Origin of the sequence: Halomonas llamarensis, from assembly GCF_023555005.1 — a bacterium.
Taxonomy (GTDB): Bacteria; Pseudomonadota; Gammaproteobacteria; order Pseudomonadales; family Halomonadaceae; genus Vreelandella; species Vreelandella llamarensis.
On sequence record NZ_JAMJPJ010000002.1, the window covers coordinates 176849 to 189949 of the forward strand.

The following is a 13101-nucleotide window of genomic DNA, read 5'->3' on the forward strand; positions in this document are numbered from 1 at the left end:
ATTTACGGATGAGAAACGCTGCGGCTGTTTTCGTTCATTCTGACTATCTACTCGCCATGTTGAGGTCACTTTAATGCGCGGCTCACGTTTAGTTTCTCTGTTCAGGCTTGATCGCTGGGTACTGCAAGCAACCACGGTGCTAAGCATCGTGGCTCTAGGCGCGCCCAACAGCGCTTTTGCACTCTCTGATGACGACATGCGCAAGGCACTCGCCAATGCCCGCGATCAGCGCTGGGAGCGTATTGACCTTGAAGCGGTCGACGATCATATCTTAAGCGGCTACATCCACTACCATCGACTGCGCGGACAACTGCCTGCGGTACCCCCCGAACGCGTCAACGCCTATATCGACACCCACCGGGATTCGCCCTTGAGCAAGTGGCTCCGCGGCCAAACGATTTCCCAGTACGGAGAGGCCGAACAGTGGGCTGACCTTCGCGCAGTGGCTAAAGGCGAACCCAACGGCAGTGAGCGTCAGTGTTACTACTATACCGCGCTTTTGGAAACCAACCCCATCCGCGCGACTGAGGGTGGCCAAGCACTATGGAAAGTTGACCACTCGCAGCCAAGTGCCTGCGACACGCTTTTCAACCAGCTACGTGCTAATGGCGATATCGACGCCACCGCTATTTGGGAGCGCAAGATGCTCGCTTGGCAGGCCGACGAGACACGTTTAAAAAAGTACCTGGGTGGCTTACTCGATGATAACTGGCAGACAGCTAAAGAAACCGTAAGCAATACGGATGATGCCGCGGCGTTGCGCCAAGCGCCCGCCTGTCTTGGCCCCCGCTGCGCCGCCACTCCGAGTTTTTACCGCGCGGCTATGTGGCGTTTGATCCGTGAAGACACCGCTTCCGCCTTGGAGACGTGGCGTGAGATTGCCCCAGCGCTTACGTTACCCTATGACGTAGAGCACGCGATAGAAGAAGAGCTTGCGTTTTACGTTCTGGTAAGAGAAACGCCCGACTCATTAACGTGGGTTGACCGCCAGCTTACCCAGCTTGATAGCGAACGCGTTCTCGAGCTCCGTGTACGCCGGGCGCTTGGCCAGCGCCAGTGGGCTGATGCACTGCACTGGATTGCCGCCATGCCAAGCGAGCAGCAAGCTTCCAGCCGCTGGCAGTACTGGCTTGCCCGTGCCAACGAGCAGCTTGATAACCACAAGGCAGCACAAGCGCATTATCAAAACGCCGCGAGCGACCGCAGCTTTTACGGTTTTGCCGCCGCCGAGCGTATCAATCAGCCATTTAGCTTGAATTCAGCACAGTACCGGTTTGATAGCGCATCGCGCGAAACCGTGGCAGCACTGCCTGCCATCAAGCGCGCCGAGGCGCTGATGCGTATTGGCGAAAAAGGCTTAGCCAATAGCGAGTGGCTACATGCCGTACGCAACGCCACGCGTGAGCAGGCTCTTGCCATCGCAGACTACGCAGACCATCAGCAGTGGCACGCACTGCTTGTGCAAACGACTATCGCCGGGGGCCTCTGGGATGCTCTTGAGTGGCGTTTCCCCCAAGCCTATTCGGAGCAGTTTTCGCACTGGGGTCGTTTAAGTGGCGTCGATCCTTACTTATTGATGGCGATTGCGCGCCGCGAGAGCGCATATAACCCCCAAGCACTATCCCCGGCTGGCGCGCGAGGGTTGATGCAGTTAATGCCTGGTACTGCGGCGCAAGTCAGCCGAGAGATCGGGCTCTCCGACCCTGGCCCGTATGGCGTGTTAGACCCCGAACTCAATATTCGCCTGGGCAGCACTTACTTGCGCGACAAACTTAAGCGTTATAGCGGTAACCGTTTGGCCGCTACTGCTGCCTACAACGCGGGGCCGAGCCGTGTCGACCGGTGGCTCGAAGAGCAAGGTGTGGAAGCCTTTGACCTTTTTGTCGAACGCATTCCTTATCGCGAAACCCGCGATTACGTTCAGGCCGTTCTAGCCTATCGGGTGATTTTTTCCGCGCTAGCAAAAGACGGCGATACCGCGCCTATTTCGCTACTCAATCCGGCTGAGCGACACGTGCGTTACGACGATTCACTGCTAGCCAGACACTAAGCACTTTCACCGCAGCGCCTAAGCCGGGCGCTGTTCCAGCGCCAATTTGATACCAAATAGCACCAGCACACCGCCTGTGAGCCCATTAAGCCATTGGGCAAAGCGCGTACAGGCAAGCCACTTACTTGCCCCGCCGACCATCACCGCCACGCTGATTTGCCACAGATTGGCGACCACAAAGTGGACACTGGCAAGCCACAACGATTTAAGCAGTGCCGGGTCGCTCGGGGCGATAAACTGCGGCAAAAATGCCATATAAAAGACAACCGTTTTCGGATTGAGCACATTGGAGAGCAGACCCTCTTTCATGGGCTGCCACCGAGGCACCGGCGAGCGTGACTGCAGCATGCCCTCTACCGGTAACCTCTGTCCGCTCCTCGCCGCCGCCAGACTTTTGATACCTAACCAAATCAAATACGCCGCCCCCAGCATTTTCAGCACTTGGAACGCCCATGCGGATTGCAGCAGAATGAACGAAATGCCCAGCGCTGAAATCGTGGCATGCACAAACAACCCACAACAGATGGCTACGCTTGTTGCTACACCGTCCGCCACGCCACCGCGAGCCGTATTGCGAATCACCAGCAACGTATCCACACCGGGACTTAACGAAAGCAGCGTAATTGCGATCAAAAAAGGCCAAAACTGGCTATCGATAAAGCCCCACTCAACCATCTTGCTACCCCACTTGATAGACTATTGGATGTTACTTTTTGCTGCTGCCAACATACCGCTTTCGGTTGATGAAAGCAGCTTTCTCCTCATGCAAAATTCATGGAGTAAGTGCTGGACGTCTGTTTTTTTTGCATCTACATTGTAAATAGCGAGCAGGCAAACGCGTTGTTCGCATTACTATTAAGCAAGTAAGGAACTCGATAATGGCAACTGGTACAGTTAAGTGGTTTAACGATACGAAAGGTTACGGCTTCATCTCACCAGATGATGGCGGCGACGATCTGTTTGTCCACTTCTCCGAAATTCAGGCTGAAGGCTTTAAGTCTTTACAAGATGGACAAAAAGTGGCTTTTGAAGTCACCCAAGGCAAAAAAGGCCTTCAGGCCTCCAATATCCGCCCTGAATAAGCGCAGTTACTAATTCTGCGTAAAACCTGCGGAAGAAAAAATGCTCAGGCCCGCATCTGCGGGCCTGTTTACGTTTAAACTCACCTTTCACCCTTTATGGCGACTTGCCTTTGACAGAGGCTTCCCCGCTCTCACCCGTGGTATCAACGCTATTCTCTTCCACCATCGACTCTTGGGTTACCGGGTTTTCTTCTTCTAACTCTTGAAATTGCTCGTCTAAGCGCTGCTGCGCCTCTTCAAAGCGGCGTTCGGTTTCTTCGATCATAGCTTGAACATCATCTTCGCCTAATTCTCCCTCCTGCTGAATGGAATCAGGAAAACTACTATCGGGTAGTTCCATGTCGGTTTCCCAATCCGTTGAAACATCCTCCTCTAGCTTATCGAGATCTAACTCTTCAGCGGTCAGCGCCTCTGCCTGGTTTTCGACTTCTTTGAACTGCTCGTCTAAGCGCTGTTGTGCCTCGTTAAAACGGCGTTCCGTCTCGGCAATAACGTCATCCACGTCTGAAGACGTTACCTCACCTGGCAGCCCATCTTCTTCTAGCGTTTCTGAAGGATCAGCGGATAGCGTATCTTCATCTGCCTGAACATCTTCGGCGGTCATTGCCTGCGTTTCTTCGCGAGCCTCTTTCTCTTGCTCCGCTTGAGTCGAGGGCCCAGTTTGCGTGTTCTGCTCAACTTGCGTCGGCTGCTCGGAGGACTCCTCAACTTCTTTGTTATTCGACGCTGCGGCATTGTCTTGCTCTGCCCTCTCACTTACGGTTGCGCCATCTTCCGGGACAGAATTCGACGCTTCTTCACTCTCCCCACACGCATTTAGCAGCAGTGCCGCTGCCATGAGCGTAGGGATCCAAAACCGGTTTGCCATTACGCTTGTCTCCTTCCGTATTAAGTCACGCGATGTTTTCGCGTCACACTATTTGCCTGCATTATGTTCAAGCACTCTTTCCCTCTAGATTTTGTGGAACCAGTAGCGGGGCTCGCCAAGGTGCCGTGATGCTAGCCGCCTACGCGAGCGCCTTTTCCACCACTTCATAAACGTTTGACGATAACGGCTGCGCTTTAATCCGTTCTAACTGTTCGTGCATCAACGCCTGACGTTTTTCATCAAAGCGCTGCCAGCGAGTTAGCGGTGTAATCAAGCGAGCGGCGATTTCCGGGTTTAAGCGATTAAGCTCAATGACTACGTCTGCCAATAGCGCATAACCGGCACCATCCAGACGGTGAAAGTTAATACGGTTTTGGGCAAAAGCCCCGATCAACGCGCGCACCTTATTAGGGTTCTTGAGAGAAAAGGCAGGATGCTGCATCAGGTGCTTCACCCGTTCCAGCGCATCCTCCTGAGGACGCGTAACCTGAAGGGTAAACCACTGATCCATCACCAGCGGGTCGGTAGCCCACTTTTCACCAAACGCCTTCAGCGCTGGAGAGGCGAGATCATCGCGGTCGCTATGCACCAGCAAGGTCAAAGCGTGGCGCACGTCGGTCATATTGTGCTCGGCCTCAAATTGCGTCTGGCAGAACGCAATCGCTTGCTCATCCTCAATCGACATGAGATATGACAACGCCACGTTTTTGAGACTGCGCTGACCAATTTGCTCAGGCGTTGGCGCATAACACTCATTAGACTGATTCGCCTCATAAACGGCGATAAACTCATCGCGTAGCGCCATGGCCAGCGACTGGCGCACAAATTCTCGGGCGGCATGAATGGCATCGATATCCACCAGCGGCTGCTGCTCAGCGATATAAGCTTCAGTAGGCAACGCCAACATCTCCGCAAGCACCGCTTTGTCATCGGTTGGACTGGTGAGCAGTGCGCGATAGGCGTCTGTTACGCGGCTATCCATCACTTTTTCCACACCGTTACGGTGGGCCGCAATCAAATCATCCAAAGCAAGCATCGCTAATCGCTGGCCAGCATCCCAACGGTTGAACCCGTCGCTATCGTGTGTCAACAAAAAGGCCAAATCTTCTCGCGAATATGGGAAGTGTATCTTCACGGGCGCGGAGAAATGGCGCAGCAGTGATGGTACAGGTGCCTCCGCAACGTCAGTAAATACAAAAGTCTGCTCATCTTCGCGCAAATGCACAACGGTATCTTTACCCTGCTTTTCACCATCAAGCGTCAGTGTCAGATCTTGCCCTGATTTAGTCCCGACAAGCCCCATGCGCACCGGGATATGCAGTGACTCTTTATCCGTTTGGCCAGGCGTCGCCGGCGTGCGCTGACGCAATGTTAGGTGATATGTTGCTTGGGCGTAATCGTATTCGCCGTGGGCATCGATTTCTGGCGTACCGGCCTGTTCATACCAGCGCATAAACTGGCCGAGGTCCACACCCGAGCCCTCTTCCATGCAGGTGATGAAGTCTTCAATCGTCACGGCTTGACCGTCAAAGCGCGAGAAGTAAAGATCGCTACCGTGGCGAAACGCTTCCCAGCCAACCAGGTTGCGAAGCATCCGTACGATCTCGGCGCCTTTTTCATAGATCGTGAGCGTGTAGAAATTGGTGATCTCGATGTAATGATCCGGCCGTACCGGGTGTGCGGTGGGGCCAGCGTCTTCGGCAAACTGCGCGGTACGAAAGAACGACACGTCTTGGATACGTTTGACTGGCGCCGAGTTGGTATCCGCAGTAAAACACTGGTCGCGGAAGACCGTAAAGCCCTCTTTTAATGAGAGCTGAAACCAGTCGCGGCAGGTCACGCGATTACCCGACCAGTTGTGAAAGTACTCGTGCGCCACGATGCCTTCCACCTGCTGATATGCCGCATCGGTGGCGGTATCAGGGTGGGTAAGCACCGCCGCCGAGTTAAAAATGTTGAGCCCCTTATTTTCCATGGCGCCCATATTGAAGTCGTTGACGGCGACAATCATGAAAAGATCCAGATCATACTCGCGACCATACGTCTCTTCGTCCCACGTCATTGCGCGCTTGAGCGAGGCCATAGCGTGATCGGTCTTCGCCACGTTTTCCGCTTCTACCCATAACTGCAGCGTTACCTTACGGCCATTCATGGTGGTGAAGTAATCTTCAATTTTGTTTAAATCACCGGCCACTAGGGCAAAGAGATAGCAGGGCTTAGGATGCGGGTCTTCCCAAGTAACAAAGTGACGATTGCCTTCCAGTTCGCCCTGCTCTACCGGGTTGCCATTGGCCAGCAGCACCGGCTCGCGGGTTTTATCGCCGATCACAGTGACGCGAAATGTTGCCATGACATCAGGACGATCCGGGTAATAGGTAATGCGGCGAAACCCTTCCGCCTCGCACTGGGTGCAGTACATGCCGCTGGATTGGTACAGCCCTTCTAGCGCCTTATTGGCTTCTGGCGCGAGCGTGACCTCACTCTCCAAGGTAAACGCTGAAGGGGGGTTATCAATGCTCAGGCCTTGCCCATCAACGCGATAGGTGCTCTCATCCAGCATTTTACCGTCAATCGCAAGAGACGTTAGCGTCAGCTGTTCGCCGTTAAGGAATAGCGGCGTGGCGGCATCAACGTCCGGGTGACGCTCAAGGGATAAGCGCGCTTTGACACGCGTTTGGGCGGGGTCAAGATCAAACGTCAGCTCGGTATGGGTAACCCGATAAGTGGGCGGCTGGTAGTCGCTAAGATAAACCGGCTGGGGGGCGGACATGATGCATGACTCCTTGTTAAAAGCAGCTTTAGATGTAAGCGTTAAATGACAGCGCGGCGCAGGCCAGTCACGAATTAATCGTACTGGTAGCGCGTTAATCGCGAAAATTATCAAACTGCAGCGGCAAATCGGGTCCCTCTTCACTTCTAAGTAGCGCCATAATGCCTTGCAAGTCGTCACGCTTTTTACCCGTCACACGAACTTTTTCGCCTTGAATTTGCGCTTGCACCTTGGCTTTGCTCGCTTTGATGCGTTTAACGATATCTTTTGCTTCTGCCGCATCTAGCCCTTGCTTAAGCGCCACCGTTTGTCGCGCTTTGACACCGGAAAGCTCCGGCTCATTGGCATCCATGCAGCGTGCATCAATCCCGCGGGCAATCAATCGGTTGCGAAGAACATCAAGCATCTGCTTAAGCTGGAAATCGACGTCGGCTTCAAGGTGAACGCTATCGCCTTCAAGACGAAAGTTGGCATCAACGCCTTTGAAATCGAAACGCGACTGAACCTCGCGGTTAGCTTGGTCGACCGCGTTGGTAGCTTCGTGTTGGTCGAACTCGGACACAATATCAAACGAGGGCATATGGCAATTCCTGAATAAAGATAGCCAACCATTCTAGAGCAGCTACCCGCTTATCTGCCAATCTTCTCATCCACTGTCTTGATAATGAAAAAGTTTTATTAGACAAATATTTTATAACCAGAGCAAAAACGAGGAATTTTCTATACAAAACCTCTCTATCTGGATGCATTTCCATCCCAGCCTGATGCATACTGGCCGTCAATTTTCACCTCTAGGAGTCAGAACATGAGTGATCGTGATTCGCGCCACAAAGCGTCAATGCAAAAACTCAAAACCCACATCGATGAAAAAGTCGCCAATGCTAACGAGCAGCGCGGATTACTGCTCATTAATACCGGCAACGGAAAGGGCAAAACTACTGCCGCGTGGGGGACCGTTACGCGCGCACTGGGTTATGACTACAAGGTGGGCGTAGTGCAGTTCATTAAAGGCTTATGGGAATGCGGTGAGCGCAACCGCCTGGAAGACGACGCCAACCTTCAGGTAGCTATCATGGCAACCGGCTTTACCTGGGATACTCAAAACCGCGAAGAAGACACTCGCGCTTGCCAAGAGGTTTGGCAAGAGGCCGCCCGCATGTTGTCAGATCCCAGCGTTTATCTCGTGGTACTCGATGAGATCACCTACATGCTGAAGTTTGGCTACTTGGATGTCGAGACGGTTAAACAAGCGCTAGAAAATCGCCCACACGAGCAAACGGTCATCATTACCGGGCGAAACGCTCATCGAGACCTGATGGCAATGGCGGATACCGTGACGGAAATGCAGGAAGTGCGCCATGCCTTCAATAACGGTATTCAGGCACGGCGCGGCATCGATTACTGAGGCTCGGCTAGCGTACGACAAGCAAGCGCTAGTCGAATGGATTGCGAAGCACGATGGTTTCCATACGATCTGGGCCGGTGGAAATTATATCAATACTAGTACCGACTTGCTCTTCTAGGAAACTGATATATGAGCGCGCATTAGTGGGCAGATCTTCCACGCGTTTAACCCCCAGGGTGGATTCTTTCCACCCTGGTAAATCTTGGTAGAGCGGCTCAATCGCTTCGTAACCTTCGGAATCCACCGGGGTATCCAGTACGTCACCGTCTTTACTGCGATAACCGATACAAACGCGGATGTTCTCTAGCCCATCAAGCACGTCAAGTTTGGTCAGACAAATCCCAGAGACTGAGTTGATCTGCACCGCGTGACGCAGTGCTACGGCGTCAAACCAACCGCAACGACGCGGACGCCCCGTGGTAGCACCAAACTCATGGCCTCTCTCTGCCAAGTGGCGACCATGCTCGTCAAACAGCTCGGTTGGGAACGGGCCAGACCCCACGCGCGTGGTGTACGCCTTGGTGATACCCAGCACATAATCTAAATAAAGCGGCCCGACACCCGAGCCAGTCGCAGTACCACCGGCGGTGGTGTTGGAGCTGGTCACAAAAGGATAAGTACCGTGGTCGATATCAAGTAACGAGCCTTGAGCGCCCTCAAACAGGATATTTTCACCCTCTTTGCGCATGCCATGCACAAGCCCCACGGTATCGCCCACCATAGGACGCAACTCTTCCGCCATTTGCATGGCGCTATCAAGGACTTCTTGGAAGTCTACCGCAGCTTCGCCATGATAATTCGTCAACACGAAGTTGTGGTAATCCAACACTTCACCTAACTTGGAAGCAAAGCGCTCACGGTGCATCATGTCGCCCAAACGCAGACCACGCCGCGCCACTTTATCTTCATAGGCAGGACCAATGCCCCGGCCAGTAGTGCCAATCTTCGCCACGCCGCGAGCTTTTTCTCGCGCCTGATCAAGACGCACGTGGTAAGGCAAAATCAATGGGCATGCGGGCGACAGGCGTAAGCGCTGGCGTACGGGTACGCCTTTGTCTTCCAGCTCACGGATCTCTTTAATCAGCGCTTCTGGTGAGAGCACGACACCATTACCGATAACGCAGGTTTTATCAGGGCGCAGGACACCGGAAGGAATCAAGTGGAGAACGGTTTTTTCCCCATCAATCACCAGTGTATGACCGGCATTGTGCCCTCCCTGAAAGCGGACGACCGCTGATGCTGACTCTGTCAGCAGATCAACAATTTTTCCCTTACCTTCGTCACCCCATTGGGTACCAAGTACTACGACATTCTTGCCCATTATGCTCTCGTCTCTTGTGCCAGTGTCGTTGGCAGCCAACGACCGTCGATAAACTCAAGTCGGCGGTCACACCCGTGCTCCGCCGGCCCGGTACGCTGCCCTGGCAGCGCCTGTACTACACGTTCACCCTGCTCACGTAATGAGGCAATCGCTAAACTAAGTGCTTCATCCGCTGGTGATGGCGCCCAGATAGCACCCTTTTTAGGCAAAACCTGGGCGAGAGAGGCAAGCTGCTTAAGGTCCATTGAAAACCCCGTTGCAGGGCGTGCACGCCCAAAGGCTCTGCCTGTATCATCATAGCGACCGCCTTTCGCCAGCGCCTGACCGTAGCCTGGCACGTAAGCGGCAAACATCATACCCGTGTGGTATTCGTAGCCACGTAGCTCAGCCAGATCCACGTAAAGATCCACCTCAAAATGCGCCAGCACGCTCTGGTGGAGGGCATCTAACTCGTCAAGTGCGGTTTTGACCGACACCGGTGCGCCGGCAAAGACATCACGCGCCTGTTGTATAATACTGACATCCCCATGCAGCTCACCCAACGCGTTGAACATGGCGCCCAGCGCCGGGTCAGTAACACTCGCACTGACTTGTTCGGCAAGCGCCCCAGGTGATTTTAACGCCAGGGCGTCAAATAGGGCACGCTCTTGATCGTGGTTAAGTTCTGCCGCTTCAACCAAACTCCGATAGATACCAATATGGCCCAGTGCGAGGTGAATTTCACGCGCGCCCGAGGCGGTCAAGCTCGTCAATGCAAGGTGAATAATCTCACTGTCCGCCTCTAAGCCTGCGTGACCAAAAAGCTCGACGCCGACCTGAACCGGGCTACGACCACCTTGATGCTGATCCGCTTTAGCGCGAAGCACGTTGGTGCAGTAGCAAAGCCGTACCGGCCCTTGGCGGCGCAACGAGTGGGCGTCCATACGCGCCACTTGAGGCGTCACATCGGCACTGGCACCCATCATCCGGCCAGTCAGCTGGTCGGTGAGCTTAAACGTTTGCAAATCGAGATCAGTACCCGTGCCCGTTAACAGCGAATCTAGAAATTCCACGGGGGGTGGCATGACTTGGTCGTAACCCCAACCGTGGTAGAGATCCAGCAGCGTACGACGCAGTTCTTCCATACGGCTTGCCTGAGGCGGTAACACCTCATCCATGCCATCAGGCAATAGCCAGCGGTCAGCGATGGTCATATGAACAATCCTGCGAGACGACAATATAAAGCCTCGGTACAAGCGACAAAAATTAGACGTCAAGAAACGGGCCACAAAAAGCCTGAGTCGACAAATCTAAGCCACGGAAACCGGGCCACAAAAAAACCGGGCATCGCCCGGTTAACGAAGTTTACCATGTTTGCCGCTCGGGTGAACCCCGCAATAAAGGTCCACCCGGTACAGACAACGCTATGCAATGCTACTGTGCATTATTGCTCGGTGAAGCACTACGAAGGTAGCGGAAGAACTCACTATCCGGCTCTAGCACCAACAAGTTGCCATCACCCGAGAAGCTTTCACGATAGGCTTCCAAGCTACGCCAGAAAGCGAAAAACTCACCATCTTGGCTGTATGCCTCAGAGAAGATAGACGCGGCTTGTGCATCCCCTTCACCGCGCAGTGTCTCAGAACGCTCATTAGCCTGGGCCAGCAGGACCTGACGGCGGCGATCCGCATTAGCGCGAATGCGCTCCGACTCTTCTCGGCCTTGTGCACGCCACTCACGCGCCTCCCTTTCACGCTCAGAGCGCATCCGCTCGAAAACCGCAGAAGTCACGTCATCGGGCAGGTCAATCCGTTTGATGCGAATATCGCGTATCGCAACGCCCAGTTCCTCACGCATGAGCTTATCGAGCTCTTCGGTCGGCCCAGTCATTATGTCATCACGACGCTCAGCGATAATTTGCTGCAACTTCAAGCGGCCAAATTCGTTACGCAAGCTTTCATCAACACGCGGCTGAATCAGACGCTCAGCGACCATTTCGTCACCCGAGGTAGCCTCATAGTAACGTGTCGGATTAACAATCTGCCACTTGACGTAGGAGTCTACGATTACCGCTTTTTGCTCTTGCGTGAGATAACGGCTTGTATCCGTATCCAGCGTCAACAAGCGCGTATCAAATGTACGCACCGTTTGTGTGATCGGCACTTTCACGTGCAGACCCGGCTGGATATTCTCTTCGATGATTTCACCAAAGCGTAACTTTACCGCACGCTCGGTTTCATCCACGACGTACAAACTGTTGCTGGCTAACCAGGCGACCGCAGCCAAGCCACCAACGATCAGCAGGGAACGATTATTAATCATTTACCGGCCCTCCCTGCGAATAGAGTTACTGCTGTTCGAAGATGATCCACTACGACTATTTTGGCTGCTTTGACCACTGCTTAAGCGCTCAAGTACACGTGGATCGAGACTGTTACGGCTGTTTTGGTTTGACGAACCGCCACTACTGCCGCCACTTATTTGATTCAGCGGGAGATACATCAGCGGTGCATTGTCGCTTACGTCCATGAGGACTTTTGGCGTTCCTTCATAGACTTCTTGAAGAGAATCAAGGTACATACGCTCACGCATGATCTCAGGGGAATTTTGATACTCACTAAGCAGCGAATTAAAGCGGTTAGCCTGGCCTTGTGCTTCTGCCACGACGGATTCACGATACCCTTGGCCTTGCTCAATGATGCGCTGCGCTTGACCTTGTGCTTCGGGGATTACCGAGTTGGCATACGCGATTGCTTCGTTGATGATCCGCTGCCTATCTTCACGCGCACGAATAACGTCGTCAAAGGCATCAATAACAGGATCAGGCGCTGCCGTTGACTCAATATTGATCGTTTGCAGCGCAATGCCGATGCCGTAAGTGTTGAGATAGTTTTGCAATCGACTTGCCACCGAGCTACCTAGCACTTCACGCCCAGAGGTTAGTATTTCAATCATATCGGTTCCCCCTACGACGTGGCGAAGCGAGGAATCGAGCGCATTTGCGATAGAGAGACTCGGGTCACGTACGTTGAGAACATAATTACGTGGATCAGCCACTCGGTACTGTGCTGAAATTTCCACTTCAACGATGTTTTCATCGCGAGTCAGCATCGATTTGGTTTGCGTTAACGAACGAACACGGGTGACATTCACCATGCGCACGTCGTCGACCAACGGCGGATTCCACTGCAAACCGGGCATCACGGTTTCTTGGTACTTACCAAAACGCAGCACCACACCACGCTCGGATTGATCGACTAAGTAGAAACCCGACGCCGCCCAAATCGCCAACGCGACAATAATAAGAAGGCCTGGTAGCGCAAAAACGTTACGCGGTTTGTTACCACCACCGCCTTTTTTACCGCCGCCACCATTACCTTTCTTACCCTTGCCACCCAACATGCCGTTAAGCTTGTCCTGAAATTTCTTCAACGCCTCATCAAGATCTGGAGGTCCTTGGTTATTCCCTCCGTTGTTGCCACCACGATTGCCGTCACCGCGTCGACCACCGCTACTCCAAGGGTCGTGCTGGTTGCCACCACCGGGCTCATTCCAGGCCATACGTTTTCTCCACTAAGGTGTTCAGCTGTACCTGCGACGAAATAAGGCGCTGTGTACATAGCTAT

General features: G+C 53.6%; 11 protein-coding genes. 3 read left to right on the plus strand and 8 right to left on the minus strand.

Translation table 11 applies throughout. The features are described 5' to 3' along the window. Positions 1 to 73: 73 nt before the first annotated feature. Complete coding sequence (locus tag M8006_RS02845) at positions 74 to 2050, plus strand: transglycosylase SLT domain-containing protein (protein ID WP_250079851.1); 1977 nt, start codon at positions 74 to 76, stop codon at positions 2048 to 2050. An 18-nt stretch (positions 2051 to 2068) separates the two neighbouring features. On the opposite strand, the gene M8006_RS02850 is transcribed toward M8006_RS02845, so the two are convergent. After that, complete coding sequence (locus M8006_RS02850; protein WP_250079853.1) at positions 2069 to 2725, minus strand: LysE family translocator; 657 nt, start codon at positions 2723 to 2725, stop codon at positions 2069 to 2071. Between the two features lie 203 nt (positions 2726 to 2928). On the opposite strand from M8006_RS02850, the gene M8006_RS02855 reads away from it, so the two are divergent. Further along, on the plus strand, positions 2929 to 3132 hold the full coding sequence (locus M8006_RS02855) for a cold-shock protein (RefSeq protein WP_250079854.1): 204 nt from the start codon (positions 2929 to 2931) through the stop codon (positions 3130 to 3132). 94 nt (positions 3133 to 3226) lie between these two features. Here the strand turns inward: M8006_RS02855 and M8006_RS02860 are convergent, their stop codons facing one another. From M8006_RS02860 to M8006_RS02870, 3 genes are all read right to left on the minus strand, one after another. After that, positions 3227 to 4000 (minus strand): hypothetical protein, encoded by a 774-nt coding sequence (locus M8006_RS02860; protein ID WP_250079856.1) that lies wholly within the window; start codon positions 3998 to 4000, stop codon positions 3227 to 3229. Between the two features lie 139 nt (positions 4001 to 4139). Next, positions 4140 to 6770 (minus strand): aminopeptidase N, encoded by a 2631-nt coding sequence (gene pepN, locus M8006_RS02865; RefSeq protein ID WP_250079858.1) that lies wholly within the window; start codon positions 6768 to 6770, stop codon positions 4140 to 4142. Between the two features lie 94 nt (positions 6771 to 6864). Then, positions 6865 to 7350: a YajQ family cyclic di-GMP-binding protein gene (locus M8006_RS02870; protein ID WP_250079859.1), complete on the minus strand. Its 486-nt coding sequence runs from the start codon at positions 7348 to 7350 to the stop codon at positions 6865 to 6867. Between the two features lie 225 nt (positions 7351 to 7575). On the opposite strand from M8006_RS02870, the gene cobO reads away from it, so the two are divergent. Then, positions 7576 to 8175: a cob(I)yrinic acid a,c-diamide adenosyltransferase gene (gene cobO, locus M8006_RS02875; protein ID WP_250079861.1), complete on the plus strand. Its 600-nt coding sequence runs from the start codon at positions 7576 to 7578 to the stop codon at positions 8173 to 8175. A gap of 28 nt (positions 8176 to 8203) precedes the next feature. Here cobO and M8006_RS02880 read toward each other — a convergent pair whose 3' ends face one another. The 4 genes from M8006_RS02880 to hflK form a co-directional block, all read right to left on the minus strand. Continuing rightward, positions 8204 to 9496 (minus strand): adenylosuccinate synthase, encoded by a 1293-nt coding sequence (locus tag M8006_RS02880; RefSeq protein ID WP_250079863.1) that lies wholly within the window; start codon positions 9494 to 9496, stop codon positions 8204 to 8206. Further along, positions 9496 to 10689: an ATP phosphoribosyltransferase regulatory subunit gene (locus tag M8006_RS02885; protein ID WP_250079865.1), complete on the minus strand. Its 1194-nt coding sequence runs from the start codon at positions 10687 to 10689 to the stop codon at positions 9496 to 9498. Before M8006_RS02885 ends, M8006_RS02880 begins: the two co-directional genes overlap by 1 nt. 220 nt (positions 10690 to 10909) lie before the next feature. After that, positions 10910 to 11797, minus strand: coding sequence for a protease modulator HflC (hflC, locus tag M8006_RS02890; protein ID WP_250079867.1), 888 nt, complete (start codon positions 11795 to 11797; stop codon positions 10910 to 10912). Continuing rightward, on the minus strand, positions 11798 to 13036 hold the full coding sequence (gene hflK, locus M8006_RS02895) for an FtsH protease activity modulator HflK (RefSeq protein WP_250079869.1): 1239 nt from the start codon (positions 13034 to 13036) through the stop codon (positions 11798 to 11800). It abuts the gene before it with no gap. Positions 13037 to 13101: the final 65 nt, after the last annotated feature.